We start from the raw sequence: 17,784 nt of genomic DNA, 5'->3' as shown, positions 1-17,784 counted from the left end.
GGGAGGCAGAAATGGATACAGCAGAACGCATGAAACGATGGCGTCTGATTCTTGGCGCAGAGAGCGAGGGGCAGTTTCAGACAATGGAGGGGTATGGAGGAGCCAGGCTGTCAGAGGAGCAGCTGATGATGGATCAGGCCCTTGCCGCCATATATAACAGCGCAGCCTACGGCGGATTTCAGGCTCAGGGAGGAGCCGGACAGGGAGGCGGAAAGGGACCCTCCAACCCTCAGATTACCAGGTGGCTGGGAGATGTGAGAACGCTGTTTGACCGGGAGCTTGTGAAGATTGTGCAGGGTGATGCCATGAAGCGGTGCGGTCTGAAACAGCTTCTGTTTGAGCCGGAGATACTGGAAAATCTGGAGCCGGACATGAGCCTGGCCAGCACCCTTCTGCTCTTAAAGGATCAGATCCCAAAACGCTCGAAGGACAGTGTAAGAGCATTTATAGAGAAAATTGTGGAGGAGATCAACCGGCTGCTGGAGCAGGATGTCAGGAGGGCGGTAGCATCTGCGGTCAACCGACGCCGCCATTCTCCTATTCCGTCGGCCTCTGCCATGGATTTTCAGAGGACGATCCAGAGAGGGCTTAGAAACTACAGGCCGGAGGTGAAAAAGATCATTCCCGAGCATTTTTATTTCTTTGACCGCACCAGCAGGACTGCGGCCAACAGGCATACGGTTATTCTGGATGTGGATCAGAGCGGTTCCATGGGAGAGTCGGTTATCTATTCTTCGGTTATGAGCTGTATTCTGGCCAGCATGGCGGCTTTAGAGATAAGAATCGTGGCCTTTGACACAAATGTGGTAGATTTAACGGAAAAATGCAGTGACCCGGTGGATCTGCTGTTCGGATTCCAGCTGGGAGGAGGAACAGATATTGACCGCTCAGTAGCGTACTGCGAGAAATTCATCGAGAATCCGTCTAAGACCCTGTTTTTCCTGATTTCAGATTTAGAGGAAGGGGGAAACCGGGCCTCCCTTCTGAGACGTCTTGCCTCCCTTCAGGAGTCGGGTGTATCGGTAATCTGCCTGCTGGCCATTGCCGACAAGGGAAAGCCCTACTACGATGCCCAGATGGCAGGCCGCATCGCCTCCCTGGGAATCCCCTGCTTTGCCTGCGCACCGGAAAAGCTCCCGGCCCTCCTGGAGCGAGCCCTGAAAGGGCAGGACCTCACCATCTTTGAAAAAGAGATTTCAGGAAGTTCATAACCGCACCAAAAACACAGCAAATCAAAAACCGCCCCCCATTTAAAGCTCCACCTTAACAGAACCATGGGGGTATGGTATAATAACCGCGGAGCGGTTATTATACCTGCGCATACCGGTTTCAGCATGTACTGCTGAAATCCGGGCGCTAAATTCCGCCGGAGGCTGCCGTATCCGAAGGATATGGTATAATAACTGCGGGAAAGCAAAGCGCAGTTTACCCGTATAAAGCCTGCAGGACGCGCAAGCAGGTCTCCGGCCTCACTCGTCCGCTGCAATACAGACTACTCACAGGAGAGATACATGACATCATCACATACATCCTTAACAGCATCATCAACACAGCCGCACCACCCATCTGTGTGCGGAAACTCCCCTATACAGAAACGGGGGACTGCCCGGCAGCAGGAGGTTGTGCCTATCCTCAAATGGGTGGGAGGAAAGCGGCAGCTTCTGGAATCCATTGTGCCGCTGATTCCGGAGTATACCACTTATTATGAGCCCTTTGTGGGAGGAGGTGCAGTCCTGTTTGCCACTCAGCCCCAAAAGGCAGTGATCAATGACTCCAATGCCGAGCTGATCAATGTATATGAGACTGTGAAAAACCAGCCGGAAGAGCTGATCAGCCTTCTGGAACAGCACAGAGAGGCAAACTGTCAGGAGTATTTTTACCAAATCCGTGCTCTTGACCGGGAGCCGGAAGCCTACGGACAGCTGACGCCTGTGGAGAGAGCTGCCAGGATCATCTATCTGAATAAAACCTGCTATAACGGTCTCTTTCGTGTCAACAGCTCCGGCCAGTTCAACGCTCCCTGGGGGCGTTACAAAAATCCGAATATCTCAGGGGCGGACAACATCCGGGCCATGAGCGCCTACCTGAACCGGGCCAGGGTGACAATCAAATGCGGAGACTACAGGGAAGCCCTGAAGGGGATCCGAAAGGGAGCCTTTGTCTACTTCGACCCGCCTTATATGCCCCTCAGCTCATCCTCCTCCTTTACCGGCTACACGGCGAGCGGGTTCGGCGAGGCAGAGCAGATTGAGCTGAAGCGCCAGTGCGACCTCCTGGATAAAAGAGGAATCAAATTTCTGCTCTCCAATTCCTGCTGTGAATTTATAGAAAACCTTTACAGCGGTTATACCATAGAGCGTGTTTCAGCCAAGCGGGCTATCAATGCAAAGGCAGATAAGCGGGGAGCCATCGACGAGGTTCTGGTGAGAAATTACTGATCCGTAAGATTGCCGGACGCATCTTCAGAGCGAGGGAGGAACTGTGGGAATCATTGAGGAAAAATGGGAGGCTCTGTTTGAAAAATACAGAATCAGGGAGGAAGTGGACGCGCACGGCTGCTTCTCGATTACAGCCGATCAGATCCGGGAGTTTAAGGAACCGCGTCTCATGACAAAATTTGACACCCGGGAATCCCTTCCGAAGGTTTTTGGAAGACTGGGAATTCTCCCGGTGACCAGGGGAAAATACGTGATCGGAGACTTCAGACTCTATGAGGACTTTCCGGAGTTCTCCCCGGAGTCTGCCGGAGGGATAAAGCGGGCAGACAGTTCCCTGATACCGGATTATCTGGAAACCATCGATATAAAGGACGTGCGCTCAGAGGCAGCGGCCATCCGTCTGATGGGGTTCGCAGGGATCCTGGAGGATTTTCTCGGAGAGAAAAGAATGATTGAAACAGTGTCCGGCAGGATGGCATCCGGCGTGTTTTCCTTTCAGATTCACTCAGAGGACAGGAAACGGCTGTCAGCCATTGAGGTGAACAATTCCCAGGTGGAAATTGACGGCGGATTCGAGGGCCGCAGCTGTTTTTCCATCATAGAAGGAAAAAATGTAGTGCACAGCAACTTTCTGGTGCGCCAGCTCTATTACCCCTTTCGCCTGTGGAGGGAAAAGATCAGAAAACCGATCCGTCCGGTGTTCCTGGTCTACTCCAACAATATCTTCCGGCTTCTGGAGTATGAATTCACCGACTGGCAGCTCTACGACTCGCCGCGGCTGATACAGGAAAAATATTATAGCTTTGAGGACACGGCGATCCGGCTGGAGGAGCTGGCTGAGGTGTGGCGCGAGACAAAGGTTCTCCCTGAGCCTGAGGGGATTCCCTTTATACAGGCAGACAGCTTTGACAAGGTCATTTCCTTGACGGAGCATCTGAACCGTCATCCCCTGACCTCACAGGAGATTGCAGAGGTGTTCGGATTCCGGGAGAGACAGTCCGGCTATTATTACAATGCCTGCGCCTACCTGGGACTGGCGTGCAGAAAAAAGCCTGCCGGGGCACAGAAAGGACCTGTGCGCATCGGGATTACTCCGGCTGGAAGGCGCCTGATGTCCCTTTCCTACCGGGAGAGGCAGCTTGGCTATGTAAAACGGATTCTGGAGCATGAGATTTTCCATGAGCTTTTTGGGATTTTCCTGAGTACCGGAACGATACCTGAAAAGAAATACATTGAAAAAAGAATGATGTCCATGGGCCTCTGCACAGAGAGCCTGGCAGGCCGCAGGGCCTCATCGGTAGCAGGCTGGCTCAGATGGATCAAACACCTTACGGACGGATGAACCCCGGGGAAGAAGGGGGAGGAGTCCAGCCTGCCCCCAGTCCGCCTCAAATCTGCCTCAAATCGGAGCGCAGCAAAGCTTTCCGCCGCGCTCAGCAAATGAGAGACAACGCCCTCGGCTCCTTAATACCATCTTACCATGGGAATCTCATTGTTGATGCCCTTTGTGCAGAGGATCTGATGGATGTCAATGATGCCGTTGTGGAAGGTGGCTGCGCAGGAGGACAGATACAGTTCCCACATTCGCAGGAAGCGCTCGTCAAACATGGCGCGGGCCTCCTCTATATGCTCTCTGTAGTTCTTCTCCCAGCAGAGCAGGGTTTTGTTGTAGTGGAGGCGGAGATTTTCCACGTCAAGGGTGTGGAAGCTGTCTTCTGCCAGGGCAGAGATCATTTCCCTTAGGCTTGGGATCATCCCTCCCGGGAAGATATATTTTTTGATCCAGGGATCTCCCGGATGCTCCTTTAAAGCGCTGATAAAGTGGAGCAGGAACATGCCTCCGTCTTTTAGTACACTGTCCACACAGTCTATAAAGAGCTGATAGTTGTCACGTCCCACATGCTCCAGCATCCCTACGCTCACCACACGGTCAAAGGACATGCCGCTTCCCTTCAAATCTCTGTAATCCATCAGCTTGACTGTGAGGGAATCCTGAAGGCCTTCATCCTGAATGCGTTTTTCAAATTCTCTGTACTGTTCATGGCTCAGAGTAATGCCTGTGCCCTTAATCTTATACTTCTTTGCAGCCTCAATCAGAAGAAAGCCCCATCCGCAGCCGATATCCAGAAGAGACATTCCCTCCTTCAGCCACAGCTTTTCGAGAATGTAGTCAACCTTATTTTTCTGGGCTGTCTCCAGGCTGTCCTCCGGCGTCTTAAAATAGGCGCAGGAATAGCTCATGGTCTTGTCCAGCCACAGCTTATAAAAATCATTTCCCAGATCGTAATGGCTGGTTACCTCCTTTGCCTGATTTTTCTTTGAGGTGGAGGAGTGAATCAGCTTTTTCAGGGCATGTTCATCCGTTGAAAATTTTCCCATCTGTCCCAGAAAGTGATCCAGAGCATTGTAGAGATTTCCCTCCACCTCCAGATCGCCGTCCATGTAGGCCTCGCCCAGAGCCAGAGAAGTACTGGTCAAGAGCTTTGACATGGGGATCGCTTTTTTGAAAGAAACGGTAAAAGCCGGCTCTCCGCTTCCGATGGGGTAAGAACGGTCACCAAACTTTATTATAAAGGGATAATCGGTAAAACGTCCGAGAAATTCTACCATGGCTTTTTCTTCTACTGCTTCAAACATCGTCAATTCCTCCTTCCAAGAAAAACTCCCGAGAGGGGAGTATAGCCGTCCATATACATTTCTACTAATGTTCATATGAATATATATAAAAACTAATACTATTTCTTTTTATTTACTCTAATTTTTTAAAACTGTCAAGGGAAATAATGGCAAAAATATCGGAAAAATAAGGTAAATTTTCGACAAATGCGAATGCGATCTTAAAATATATCCATAATAATGTCGGATTCGGATGTTTGCTGAGGGCAGAATAGAGAAACAGACGGAGGAAGAGGCAGTATAAAAGCCTTGCTAAGAGAGCGCAGATCAGGTATATTTTTCTTGCGGCCCCGGCCTTATCTGGCAGGTGCAGCACACGAATCGACATCGAAAATTCAGGAGGAGAACGGAAGGATGGATTTAAGGGAAATTCAGGAGAGGATGAATACAGGACGCCTCTACTATGCCAATGACAGCGAGCTGGCGAAGGAGCAGGAAAAACAGATGGAGCTGCTCTATGAGTACAACCATACAAGGCCGTCTGAGGGAGAAAAAAGAGACAGCCTGATGAGGGAAATGTTTGCAGAGGTAGGGGAAAACTGTTATATAGAGCCTCCCCTTCACGCCAACTGGGCAGGAAAATTTGTACATATGGGAAAGGGTGTCTATGCCAATTTCAATCTGACTCTGGTGGACGATGCGGAGATCTTTATCGGGGACCATGTCATGTTTGGACCCAATGCAGTGGTCTGTACGGGAACACACCCAGTCTGCCCGGAGCTTCGCAAAAAGCAGGCCCAGTATAATCTTTCTGTAAAGATTGGAAATAACGTCTGGGTCGGAGCAGGCGCCGTGATTCTTCCAGGCGTGACGGTGGGAGAAAATTCCGTGATCGGGGCCGGGAGCGTAGTTACGAAGGACATACCGGACAATGTGGTGGCAGTAGGGAACCCCTGCCGCGTACTCCGAGCCATCACCCAGGAGGACAGAAAGTATTTCCGCCGCGGGATGGAAATCGACATTGATTAATAGAGGGAGAGATTATGCTTCTGGTACAGCTCAGAGAGATGAAAAATTTCACAAACCACGAGAGGGATGTGGCAGAGTATATTTTAGGCCATATGGACCAGATTCCGGATATCTCTGCCGGCGAGCTGGCCAGAGCCTCCCTCACCAGCAAGGCTACGGTTGTCAGGCTCAGCAAAAAGCTGGGACTGTCAGGCTACCAGGAGCTGAAGCTCAGGCTGGTGGCGGAGATGAACCAGAGCGAGCGGATCAGCCAGCTTATCTCAAAGGAGCCCATTACAGGAAACAGCTCCTACTCCGACATTATCCTCACCCTTCCGGGACTTTACGACAAGGCGATCACCAATACGCGTCTGACCCTTGATAAAAATACTATGATGCGGATCGGGCGTTTTCTGCAGGGGGCAGAGTGCATTGACATCTACGGCACCGGGATCAGCTATGTGCTGGCACAGGCGGCCGCCTTTAAGTTCGCCACGCTGGGACTGGAATGCTCCGCCTATGAGAGCATAAACGGCCACTACCTGGCAGCCAGAAAGCATAAAAGGACAGTGGCCTTCCTCATCAGCTTTACCGGGGCAAACAGGACGGTGGAGCGGATGGGAGAGTACCTGATGACGGCCACCAACAATCACATCGTAGGAATTCTGGGGCCTCACAGCCAGGTTACAGGAAAATGGTGCCACGAGGTGGTGGAGATCCCAAACAGGGATTCTGTATTGAGCCTGGATGTGATTACCTCCTTTATGGCCGGCAACTATGTGTTCGACATCTTCTTTTCCATGCTTCTGGCAGGATGCCAGGAGGAGCATGTGAAATCTTCGCTGGAAATGCAGAAGCACGAATCGCTTCTGCTGAACAGTGCCGGAGAGGAGCCTTAAGTTCTGAGATTTTGAACCGCTGTTTCAGATACGGCGGTTCTTTTTTTGCATATTTTGAACCGATGGAACTACGGGGCCGCCCGGCCTTGTGTTTCAGGGCCGGATCCGTTACATTAAATCCATAGAAAACAAAAGGAAAAATAGGAGGAAGCTATGGGGAAGTATCAGGAGCTTGCCGCTGACATTGTAAGGAATGTGGGGGGCAGAGAAAATGTGGCAGGGCTTGTCCACTGCATCACAAGACTTCGCTTTACGCTGAAGGATGAGAGTCTGGCAAACGACGACGTCTTAAAAGGGATGAGCGGCGTTGTGACGGTGATGAAGAGCGGCGGCCAGTACCAGGTGGTTATCGGAAATCATGTGGCGGAGGTATATGAGGACGTGCTGCCTCTCCTCGATCTGAGGGAAGACGGGGATGTGAATCAGGCAGACGGCAGCGGGGCAGGGAAGAAGAGGCTGTTGGACCGTGCCATTGATGTGGTGTCAGGAATTTTTCAGCCCATTCTTGGAATCATGGCTGCCTGCGGTATGCTGAAGGGCTTTAATACCCTGTTTGAAGCGCTTGGATTCTATACCGAGACCAGCGGAATTTGCATGGTGATCAATGCGGCCGGGGATGCCCTGTTTAACTTCCTGCCGCTGTTTCTGGGATACACGGCTGCAAAGAAATTTCATTTAAAGCCCATGCTGGGACTTGCCGTCGGTGCGGCCATGTGCTATCCCTCCATTCAGCTTGGCAGCCTGGAAGCCGGGGGAACGGCTCTCTATACGCTGTTTGAGGGAACGATGTTCGCCTCTCCGGTGTATCTGACTTTTCTGGGGATTCCGGTTATTGCGGCCAACTATACGGGAACGGTAATCCCTGTGATCCTGGCTGTGTGGTTTGCATCGAAATGCGAAAAGCTGTTTAACAGGATTGTACCGGATCTGGTGAAGTTTTTCTTTGTCCCGATACTGACCCTTCTGGTGACGCTTCCGGTGACGCTGCTTCTCTTAGGCCCTGCGGCAACCTTCGGCTCCACGCTGATATCTGAATTTACCCTGGCAATAAGGGATTTCAGCCCGTTGGTGGCAGGTGCGGTAGTAGGTTTCACCTGGCAGATCCTTGTCATCTTCGGACTGCACTGGGGCTTTATTCCAGTCTACATCAACAATGTCATGACCCTGGGCTACGACAATGTCATGATGCCGTTTTTTGCCTGCACCTTTGCAACCTCAGCGGTTGTGCTGGCAATCTTTTTCAAGACAAGGGACAAGAAATTAAAGGAGATGGCGATCCCGAACTTTATCTCCGGCATTTTCGGAGTGACAGAGCCGGCCATCTACGGAATCCTGCTTCCGCTGAAAAAGCCCTTTGTGATCAGCTGCATTGCCGGCGGTATCGGGGGAGCCTTTTACGGACACTTTAACTTCCGAAAGTTTATTCTGGGCGGAATGGGAATCTTTGAGCTTCCAAACATGATGAATCCAGATGGCACGATGGGAAATATCATTGTAGCTTTTGCAGGAATTGCCATTTCCATGGCAGTGGGCTTTGTGCTGACCATGATGTTCTACAGGGATGAGAAAGAGAAGGTACAGAAGCTGGCAGAGGATACAGAGAGTCTGTCTGAAAAGGTGGAAGAAGAAATCACTGTGTACAGCCCTCTGAAGGGGACAGTGATCCCCCTTGACCAGGTGGAGGACGAGGCCTTTTCCAGCGGAGTTCTCGGAAAAGGGGCGGCGGTGATTCCGGAAGAGGGAGTGCTGTGGGCGCCGGCTGACGGAACCATCTCTGCCATGTTCCCCACCGGCCACGCCATCGGAATGGTGACGGAAAGCGGAGCCGAGGTGCTGATGCATGTGGGAATGGATACGGTAAAGCTGAATGGAGAGGGCTTTAAACCTCTGATCAAGGCAGGCGATCAGGTCAGAAAGGGGCAGCCGCTCCTGGAATTTGACATGAAGCTGATTCAGGAGGCTGGCTATTCGCTGGTGACGCCTGTCCTGGTTACCAATTACATGCAGTACGGCGAGATCAGGACGCTCAAAACGGGGGCGGCAGACAGAGGAGAGGCGCTGCTCTCTGTATGGCCTAAGGAAGAGACCAAGGGATGATGACGAGTTTGGAGGAATACGATGAGAAATGATTTCTTGTGGGGCGGCGCTACGGCTGCCAATCAGTGTGAAGGCGGCTGGCAGGAAGGCGGCAGGGGGCCGGCGATTGTGGATGTGCTGCCCCATGGAGAGCGGAGGCTTGCGGTGATGAACGGCACCTGCGATTACCGCAGCCTTTCGGCAGACACCTTCTACCCGGGACGCCAGGCCATTGACCACTACGGCCGCTGCAGGGAGGATATTGCCCTGTTTGCCGAGATGGGCTTTAAGTGCTACCGCTTTTCTATTTCCTGGTCGCGAATTTTCCCGGACGGGGAAGGGGAGAGACCCAGTGAAGAGGGACTTCGGTTTTACGACAGCTTTATTGATGAGCTCTTAAAATACGGCATCGAGCCGGTGGTGACGCTCTGCCATTTTGACATACCGCTGGCTCTGGTGGAAAAATATGGATCCTGGAGAAGCCGCCGGGTGATTGACTGCTATCTGAGATACTGCCAGGTACTGTTCCGGCGGTTTCAGGGAAGGGTTCGCCGCTGGATTACCTTTAATGAGATTAACATGCTGATGCACCTGCCCTTCATGGGAGCCGGAATCCGTTTTGAGGAGGGGGAGAATGAGCTTCAGGTAAAGTATCAGGCTGCTCACCATGAGCTGGTGGCCTCTGCTCTTGCGGTGAAGCTGGCCCACCAGATCGATCCGGAGTCTCAGGCAGGCTGTATGCTGGCAGCAGGGAGCGTCTATCCCTACAGCTGCCGGCCGGAGGATGTTTGGGAGAGCATGAAGAAGGACAGGGAGACCTACTTTTTCATCGACGTGCAGGCAAGGGGGGAGTACCCTTCCTATGCCAGAAAGCTGTTTGAGCGTGAGGGGATTCAGATAGCCATGGAGCCGGGGGACGAGGAGCTTCTCCGGGAAAATACAGCGGACTTTATCGCTCTGTCCTACTACAACAGCCGTACTGTCAGGGCAGATGGACAGGGGGAGGCCTCTGGAGGCAATGTGTTTGCATCGGCGAAGAATCCCTATCTGAAGGTGAGCGAGTGGGGCTGGCCCATCGATCCCCTGGGCTTTCGCATTACACTGAACGCCCTCTATGACCGCTACAGGAAGCCTCTGTTCGTTGTGGAGAACGGTCTGGGAGCCCTCGATACCCTGACAGAAGACAGGACCGTTGAGGACGATTACCGGATCGGTTACCTGAGCTCCCATATCAGAGCCATGATGGACGCCGTCGATGAGGATGGAGTGGACGTGATCGGATATACCGCCTGGGGCTGTATCGACCTGATCAGCGCCACCACCGGGGAGATGTCCAAGCGGTACGGGCTTATCTATGTCGACAGGGACAACGATGGAAAGGGGACAAATGAGAGGATACGGAAAAAGTCCTTCTGGTGGTATAAGGATGTCATCGCCTCCAACGGTGAAAGTCTGAAGCGGGACAGCGAACAATAATGGAAAAACGGAGAAAATACGAAAGCTGTGCAGGGAGCTTGCGGGCTCATCCTGTACAGCTTTCTGTATTTTGCATGTTTTTTCATGGAATCCTGGCGGAGTGCTGAGGTGGTTCAAAGTCAGAACAGTTCAGGCTAAGCTTCTGCCGTATCCGCAGGTTCAATCCAATAGCGCTGCCATACGGCGCCGTCTTTGGAAATCTCATTCTCCAGAATCCCGCCATTTTTTATAATACTCCTGGCAGAAGCCGTATTTTCTTTCCGGCATACCATCAGGACTCTGCCGATGCCAAGCTTCCTGCACTCTGAAAGAGCCAGACCGATCATCTGCGTGGCGGCTCCCTTCCCCCGTTCCGAGGGCCTTATCCCGTCGCCGATGTGGCCGCCGTTTAAGAGAAGGCTCTCATTCAGGCGGTGTCTGATGTTCACAGCTCCTACGAGGATGTTCCGATCAGTGTCCAGGCAGAAAAAGGTGGAATCAGGGACAAATCCCTCCTTTGGTTCTGAGATGTCCAGATTTTTCATGTAGTTTTCAAAATCCCGGTAATCGCTTCTGACGATAGCCCATGGGATGACAGTTTCGCCGGAAGCGCACCATTCGTCCATCATATCGAATAAAAGGGATTTATAAGGGCTGCTCATTTTAATCAGTTTCAGGTTCATATTCCATCCATCCCCTTTCAGAAAATACAGAAATACCCGGCTCTCCCCAATTACATACCGCTCCCCGGAATCAGTCTTCCGGATAGAGGAGCCTGCTGTCGTCCACAGAATCCAGCACCTCTCTCAGAAAACGGTCAGCCAGCCAGTTGGCCATGGGAAGATTCATGTCCAGATAGTTTCCGCAGTCCCTTGCAGATGCGCCCGGCACATCTCCCCGGTAGTCGCGGATAAAGGCGAACATTTCCTTCATCAGAGGCACAATATCCCTTGACTCATAGTCGCCGCAAAGAAGCAGGTAGAAACCGGTGCGGCAGCCCATGGGGCCGAAGTAGAGCACACGGTCTTTGTACTCGGTGTGGTTTCTGAGGAAGGTGGCGCCCAGATGCTCAATGGTGTGAACTTCCGCAGTATTCATGACAGGTTCAAAGTTTGGCCTGGTCATGCGGATGTCGAAGGTGGTGACTGTCGTATCTCCGGCCTTGTCCTTTCTGGATACATAGACACCCGGAAGCAGTTTTAAGTGGTTGATGGTAAAGCTTGTGATTTTATCCATAGCGATCACTCCTGTCTGTCAGATTTGCAGAGGAGGCTTGCCGGAGGCAGGCCTGTCTGCAGGTATAAGTGTACCAGAGGAGGGAGAGGAAGACAAGTGGGTAAGGGCAGGAATGAGGAGATGCTGGTGCAAAAGCAGAAAGCCGGGGAAAAGGGGAAAAAGGTTTGCAAATATATTTTTTTTTGATATACTGTAACAAAAAGTAAAACGGTATAATTATAGAAGAAAAAAGTCAGCTGTATAAGGCTGCAGACAGTATTTTGAAGCAGAAATACAGAAGATGGGAGGAGCATGAAGATGCAGTGGAACGGAAAAAGGATCTTTAATACCAGGGGGGGTATTTGCAGAAAAGAAACGCTGATACCCTTCTTTTAACTGACTGGTTATGTCTGGGATCCATTCTTTTTTTTGCATATGTGGTTTTTCTGTATGCAGATCTGACAGATACGTATGAAAATTCAATTCTTTTTTTAAAATCCATTTACCACGGCTGCCTGGGGCAGTTTTATTCTTATACAATAGAACATTCAAGATCCTTTTGGGCGGCAAACTATGACGCTATGATCTATCTGGTTTACGGCATATGGAATCTTCCTGTGCTCCTGATCACGAAGCTTCTCGGGATCGACTATTTTTCATGGGCTCCCGGGCTTTTGTGGTGCAAAACTCTGGGAATTCTCTTCTGCCTTGGAAGTGCCTGGATGATCAGCAAAATTCTGCGCTGTATCGGAACGCCGAAGGCTTTTGCAAGGCTGGGCAGCTTTTTGTTTCTGAGCAGCTTATCCCTGTACCTGATTGTCTTCGTGATTGCGCAGGTGGACGGCTTCGCCCTGTTTCTTCTGCTTTTGGGCTTTTATTTTTATCTGAACGGAAAGGAAAAATGGTTCCTGCTCTGCTACGCTGTTGCACTGCCGTGCAAGATGTTTGCCATATTTCTCTTCCTTCCGCTGCTTCTTCTGATAGAAAAGCGGATTATTTTTCTGGGAGTAAAAACAGCGCTGCTGTTTGTGTTCTGGTTTCTGTCAAGACTTCTGTTTAACGGTGATCCGGCCTATCACTTTGCTGTGGGGTCTCAGAGCCGGGATGCCATACTGCAGATCGCGGGAAGCAGGTTTTTCTGGGGATGGGACGTCATTCTGTTCGTAGTTGCCTATATAGGAATCTGCGCGTTCTGCTATCTGTGCAGAGAATACAGAGAAAACAGGGATCGCTATGAGATTCCTGTCTACTGTGCCATGGCCGTATGGACCTGTTTTGTCTGCTTTATCAACTTCAATTCCTACTGGGTCCTCTACCTGCTCCCGTTTTTGATTATCGGGATCGTGGGAAACGGGCGTTTTTTAAAGCTCTGCTGTTTCCTGGAGCTGGCGTTTTCTGCAGGCTATTTCGGAGTGCTGGTGCTTTACTGCAATCCTCTGGCAGACGTAGATCTGCTGAACCGGCTGTTTCTTGGCAGCTTTTACTCCATTCCGGCCTATGATGCCACAAAGTATGGTTCAGTTAATTATATGGCAGAAGTGATGGGCTGGGATATGTGGGCGCCCTTCTTTTCCTCCTGTATGGTAGGAGCTCTTTTCATGCTCCTTATTTTGGCCTGCCCGTTTCTGTTTAAGAAGGAAAAGCGCTTTGAGATACCGGAGCAGTCGGTTTTGGCTGTGAGGGTTGTCTGTATGGCAGCTCTGACCATTTTTATTCTGTACGCATACTTAAAGACAGCGCCCCCTGTGCTGTATTCCTCCCTGGAGGCAGAGCAGCTCACATGCCAGACGGACCTGCTGAAAGACAGCTCGTGGATCGGACAGGAGATAGAGCTGGATGAAACGGCAAATCCGGAGGAGATAGAGCTGTTTTTCATGAATCCTGACTATAAGCGCAATAATTTCTGCTCCATAGAGGTGGAGGTGATTGATACCCAGGATGGCCGGGCCCTGTTTTCTGACCGAATCGGATGCTCGATGATAGAGAGCGGAGAGAAGATTCGAATAGGCTTAGACGGACTGACTCTGGAGGCAGGGAAGACCTACCTGGTGAAGCTGACGGGAATAGAGGGAATCGAACAAAATGAAGGCATGGAGATTTATCCCAGTATAACGGATGGCCTTTACGATCCGGAGCATCCGGCGATTCTTAATGGCGCAAAGCAGGATTACAATCTCTATATTAGGGTCCGCTGACAGGAAAGGAGGCACAGAACAATGGAGAAGGAGCAAAAAACGGTGGGAAAGAGAAAGACAGCGCCGATCCTGTATGTCGTTGTCCCCTGCTACAATGAGGAGAGCGTACTGCCTGTCACTTCAAAGATTTTTCTGGAGAAGCTTCAGGGCATGATCGGAAGAAAAAAAATAAAGGACGAGAGCCGTATCCTGTTCGTAAATGACGGTTCCAGAGACAGTACCTGGGAGCTGATACGCAGCCTGGCCAGGGAGGATCGCCACTATGGGGGGATCTCCCTGAGCCGGAACCGCGGCCATCAGAATGCGGTTCTGGCAGGGCTGATGACTGCAAAATCTGTCTGCGACATAACCATAACGATTGACTGTGACGGTCAGGACGAGCCGGACGCCATGGAGAAGATGGTGGATGAGTGGAACAGGGGAGCCGAGATTGTGTACGGGGTGAGAAGCAGCAGGAAAACAGACACCTTTCTCAAGCGGTTCACTGCGGAGAGCTTTTACCGGATCATGGGCTGGATGGGAGTGGAGACAGTGTTTAACCATGCCGACTACCGGCTTCTGAGCCGCCGGGTATTGGACGAACTGTCCGGTTACCAGGAGGTGAATCTTTTTCTCAGAGGCATGATCCCCCTGATCGGGTTTCAGAGCAGCTGTGTCTACTACGAACGCCAGGAACGTCTGAAGGGAGAGAGCCATTACACGCTGAAAAAGATGGTTGCCCTGGCGGTGGACGGGATCACGAGCCTGTCCACCAAGCCGATCCGCCTGATCACAGGCCTGGGGCTGATGATCGCCTTCCTGAGCTTTATCGGAGTTCTGTGGTCTGTGCTGCAGGTGTTTGCAGGAAAAACAGTCCAGGGCTGGGGCTCGATCGTCAGCATCGTCTGCTTCCTCAGCGGAATTCAGCTGCTGTCCCTGGGGATTATCGGTGAATATATCGGAAAAATCTATATGGAGACGAAGCACAGACCCAGGTTTATTATCAGTGAGACTACGTGGGAACTGGAAGAGGAAGAATGATGGCAAAATACTTTGAAAAAAACTTCTGCATAATCAATTTTTTTCTTACTGCGTTTTTTGCAGCTGTGATGGTAGTGGGCGCAAGTTTTATGAAGCTTAACAGCTGGGAAGAGGTGAGACGCTACCCGATATTTAGCCTGGTATCGTTTTTCTGCTACTGGGCTGCTTACTTTATTATTTCTCTGCTTCTGTTTAAAAAGATTCTGCGCCTGGAGAAAGACAGGAAAGAGACGAAGAGCGGGACGTACGCAAAATTTTTCATCCTGTGGGCAGGGCTATTGCTGTGCTGGCTCCCCTGGCTGATCGGATTTTATCCCGGGATCAGCAACAGCGATGTCTCGGATCAGCTCGCTCAGGCATTTAATTTTGAAAATGAAACGTATCTGTTAATTGATAATCCCTTATCGGATGAGGTTCTCATTAACGGGCACCACCCTGTTTTTAATACCTGGATCCAGGGATTATTTCTGAGGATTGGGATATTGCTGGGAAGTCAGAATGTGGGGATTTTTCTGCACGCTCTGTGGATAGCCCTTCTTACGACGGGTGTATTTGCATATTCACTCTGGTATATGATGCGAAACTCTGTGCCCAGATGGATGTGCATGACAGTTTTTTGCATATTTGCGTTTGTTCCCTGCTTTCCGCTTTACGGGATCAATCTTGTAAAAAATTCTACCTACTCTGCCTGGCTGTATCTGTGGGTGATCCTGCTGGTGCGCCTGGCCGTGGAGGGAGAGGGGCTGCTCAGGAAAAAGGCCTATCTGCTCTTATTTTCTCTTTCCATACTGATGCAGATGCTGAACGTCAAGCATGGAGTTCATGTGGTTGTTTTGACAGCTGTATTTGTGCTGTGGGCGTACAGGGCATCCCTCAGAAGACTGCTGCCGGTGTTTCTGATTCCTGTTTTGGCAGTTCAGATTGGATTTAACGGAATTCTGATGCCGTTTCTTCAGATATCGCCGGGGAGCAGGAGGGAGGCACTGGGATTTTTCTACCAGCAGACGGCCCGCTATGCCAGAGACTATCCTGATGAAGTGACTCCAGAAGAGAAGGCCGCGATTGACGGAGTGCTGGATTATGACCGGCTTGCCGGACTGTACAACCCGATCACCTCGGATCCGGTGAAGTTTGAAGCCTACAGAAAGGAGCAGACCCGGGCCGATCAGACTGCGTACTTTAAAGTATGGGCAAAACAGTTTATAAAACATCCGGGAGTGTACCTGGAGGCCGCTGTAAACGGCTGTTATGGATTCTTCTATCCGGGGCTGATGGAATGGTACGATTACAGAGGATTTGACTCTGCCATCCGGGAGGTGAGAGACGGCTTTTTCACGGCGGGACATCCCCAGGCGCTGTCGGAATTCAAAAATTTGCTGAAAGCCATAGAATACAACGCCAAATTTCTTCCTGTCATCGGCATGTTTTTCCGGCACGGCACCTACGTATGGGTGATGCTTTGGTGCGCGGCGGCGCTGTTAGCCGTAAAAAAATACCGTTATCTGGCAGCGCTGATGCCCTTTCTCCTGAATATTCTGGTATGTATAGTCTCGCCGTTTAACGCAAATACCAGATACCTTCTGCCTGTCATTTACGGATCCGGTTTTGCCGTATTAATTGTTATTTCGGCAGTTCTGCAAATCAGAAAGGGAGATAGTGAACAGCAGAATCCAGATGCCTCCTGCGGGAAAAGCCGTGAAGAAGTACGGTGAGATTCATCTCCTCAGATTTCGGTTATAAGCTGTAAAAATTCTGTTTCTATTATGTAAAAAAATGCAGTTTCAGGGGATAAGCGTGGACACGAAAAGCAGAATCATCTATAATTCCAGAAGAAGCGTGTATGAAAACTGAATGTGAATAGGATGCAGCTTAGAGTACGGTCAGCTGTCGGCCTAAGCATGGCCTGTAAACTTTTCTTTTTAAAGTATTGACATAGAACCATAAACTGATATATAACGGAATGAGTTCTGAGTTATCATAAATCCGTGTGCTCAGAAAACACTTTTTTGCCGTGATTTGCAGACGGCAGCAGCAGTGATTTAAAGTATCAATTACTGGAATATTGGGACATCAAGGCCAGAATTCATCTGTCTGGGAATGGAGAGACAGGTGAAAAACAGACTTTTTACTGGGTGACTGAGTCTTAGAAGGTGGCAGAGGCGGCTGTCAGTTCGGAACTGCTGGCGGAGACTGAGATAAGTTGTGGAGAAAAACGGATGAAAGGATAAAGGGGAGATATTTAAGATGAGAGAGACCGGAAACAGAGAACAGGGACGCATTGCAGTTCTGATTCCGTGTTATAATGAAAGCCAGACCATCGAAAAGGTTGTGAGAGATTATAAAAACGCGCTGCCGGAGGCCGATATCTATGTTTATGACAATAACTCCACAGACGGTACAGGGGAGATAGCGAAGCGGGCTGGAGCCATTGTGCGCCGGGAGTACAGGCAGGGGAAGGGAAACGTGATCCGCAGTATGTTCCGGGATATTGACGCGGACTGTTATCTGATGACGGATGGGGATGATACCTATCCGGCAGAGAATGCCAGGGAGATGGCGGACTTGATCATGAGCGGACGGGCTGATATGGTGATAGGAGATCGCCTGTCCTCCACCTATTTTACAGAAAATAAGAGACCATTTCACAATTTTGGAAACCGGATCGTGAGGGGATTGATTAATAAGTTATTTAAGAGCAATATCCATGATATCATGACGGGCTATCGGGCATTCAGTCCGCTGTTCGTAAAAAGCTTTCCCGTTCTCTCCCAGGGTTTTGAGATAGAGACAGAGATGAGTATTCATGGTAGTGTAAAAAAGTTTGTGTCTTTGGAAGAAAATGACTCCTTTTTGGTAAGAATT

Annotated in this window: 15 protein-coding genes; 11 read left to right on the top strand and 4 right to left on the bottom strand. The window is 50.5% G+C overall.

Features of this window, described 5'->3' with window-relative positions:
- Nucleotides 1–11: 11 nt before the first annotated feature.
- The 3 genes from DW757_RS15525 to DW757_RS15515 all read left to right on the top strand — a co-directional run bounded on the left by DW757_RS15525 (nucleotide 12) and on the right by DW757_RS15515 (nucleotide 3,780).
- Nucleotides 12–1,211, top strand: a complete 1,200-nt coding sequence (locus tag DW757_RS15525; RefSeq protein WP_118752187.1) for a VWA domain-containing protein — start codon at nucleotides 12–14, stop codon at nucleotides 1,209–1,211.
- A gap of 300 nt (nucleotides 1,212–1,511) precedes the next feature.
- Nucleotides 1,512–2,438, top strand: a complete 927-nt coding sequence (locus DW757_RS15520; protein WP_243033731.1) for a DNA adenine methylase — start codon at nucleotides 1,512–1,514, stop codon at nucleotides 2,436–2,438.
- 43 nt (nucleotides 2,439–2,481) lie between these two features.
- Nucleotides 2,482–3,780: a hypothetical protein gene (locus DW757_RS15515; protein WP_118752186.1), complete on the top strand. Its 1,299-nt coding sequence runs from the start codon at nucleotides 2,482–2,484 to the stop codon at nucleotides 3,778–3,780.
- 122 nt (nucleotides 3,781–3,902) lie between these two features.
- On the opposite strand, the gene DW757_RS15510 is transcribed toward DW757_RS15515, so the two are convergent.
- Nucleotides 3,903–5,075, bottom strand: a complete 1,173-nt coding sequence (locus DW757_RS15510) for a cyclopropane-fatty-acyl-phospholipid synthase family protein (protein WP_118752185.1) — start codon at nucleotides 5,073–5,075, stop codon at nucleotides 3,903–3,905.
- A gap of 393 nt (nucleotides 5,076–5,468) precedes the next feature.
- Between DW757_RS15510 and DW757_RS15505 the strand changes: the two genes are divergently transcribed.
- The 4 genes from DW757_RS15505 (at nucleotide 5,469) to DW757_RS15490 (ending at nucleotide 10,513) form a co-directional block, all read left to right on the top strand.
- Nucleotides 5,469–6,083: a sugar O-acetyltransferase gene (locus DW757_RS15505; RefSeq protein WP_008399314.1), complete on the top strand. Its 615-nt coding sequence runs from the start codon at nucleotides 5,469–5,471 to the stop codon at nucleotides 6,081–6,083.
- A gap of 14 nt (nucleotides 6,084–6,097) precedes the next feature.
- Entirely contained in the window at nucleotides 6,098–6,961 is an 864-nt protein-coding gene (locus DW757_RS15500; protein WP_008399312.1) for a MurR/RpiR family transcriptional regulator, read from the top strand.
- Nucleotides 6,962–7,114: 153 nt separating this feature from the next.
- Nucleotides 7,115–9,058, top strand: coding sequence for a beta-glucoside-specific PTS transporter subunit IIABC (locus DW757_RS15495; RefSeq protein ID WP_118752184.1), 1,944 nt, complete (start codon nucleotides 7,115–7,117; stop codon nucleotides 9,056–9,058).
- 21 nt (nucleotides 9,059–9,079) lie between these two features.
- Nucleotides 9,080–10,513, top strand: coding sequence for a 6-phospho-beta-glucosidase (locus DW757_RS15490; protein ID WP_118752183.1), 1,434 nt, complete (start codon nucleotides 9,080–9,082; stop codon nucleotides 10,511–10,513).
- Between the two features lie 134 nt (nucleotides 10,514–10,647).
- Here DW757_RS15490 and DW757_RS15485 read toward each other — a convergent pair whose 3' ends face one another.
- The 3 genes from DW757_RS15485 to DW757_RS17250 form a co-directional block, all read right to left on the bottom strand.
- Nucleotides 10,648–11,175 carry a GNAT family N-acetyltransferase gene (locus tag DW757_RS15485; RefSeq protein WP_015573474.1) on the bottom strand — a complete coding sequence of 176 codons (528 nt, stop codon included), beginning with the start codon at nucleotides 11,173–11,175 and terminating at the stop codon, nucleotides 10,648–10,650.
- Nucleotides 11,176–11,245: 70 nt separating this feature from the next.
- The gene (locus tag DW757_RS15480; protein WP_008399309.1) at nucleotides 11,246–11,728 is read right to left on the bottom strand and encodes an S-ribosylhomocysteine lyase; all 483 of its coding nucleotides are present in this window, start codon (nucleotides 11,726–11,728) and stop codon (nucleotides 11,246–11,248) included.
- Nucleotides 11,729–11,944: 216 nt separating this feature from the next.
- Nucleotides 11,945–12,247 carry a hypothetical protein gene (locus DW757_RS17250; RefSeq protein ID WP_147355648.1) on the bottom strand — a complete coding sequence of 101 codons (303 nt, stop codon included), beginning with the start codon at nucleotides 12,245–12,247 and terminating at the stop codon, nucleotides 11,945–11,947.
- 41 nt (nucleotides 12,248–12,288) lie between these two features.
- Between DW757_RS17250 and DW757_RS15475 the strand changes: the two genes are divergently transcribed.
- The 4 genes from DW757_RS15475 to DW757_RS15460 form a co-directional block, all read left to right on the top strand.
- Entirely contained in the window at nucleotides 12,289–13,902 is a 1,614-nt protein-coding gene (locus DW757_RS15475; protein ID WP_147355647.1) for a hypothetical protein, read from the top strand.
- 21 nt (nucleotides 13,903–13,923) lie between these two features.
- Nucleotides 13,924–14,922, top strand: coding sequence for a glycosyltransferase family 2 protein (locus DW757_RS15470; protein ID WP_118752181.1), 999 nt, complete (start codon nucleotides 13,924–13,926; stop codon nucleotides 14,920–14,922).
- Nucleotides 14,919–16,634 carry a DUF6020 family protein gene (locus tag DW757_RS15465; protein ID WP_347560003.1) on the top strand — a complete coding sequence of 572 codons (1,716 nt, stop codon included), beginning with the start codon at nucleotides 14,919–14,921 and terminating at the stop codon, nucleotides 16,632–16,634. The genes DW757_RS15470 and DW757_RS15465 overlap by 4 nt, the downstream gene beginning before the upstream one ends.
- 532 nt (nucleotides 16,635–17,166) lie before the next feature.
- Nucleotides 17,167–17,784, top strand: a 618-nt coding sequence (locus DW757_RS15460) for a glycosyltransferase family 2 protein (protein ID WP_118752179.1), incomplete at its 3' end; no start/stop codon positions are given.

This window comes from Clostridium sp. AM29-11AC (assembly GCF_003480545.1).
GTDB classification, from domain to species: domain Bacteria; phylum Bacillota; class Clostridia; order Lachnospirales; family Lachnospiraceae; genus Otoolea; species Otoolea saccharolyticum_A.
Note: the sequence above shows the minus strand (reverse complement) of the source record. Positions and strands in the feature narration are given on the sequence as shown.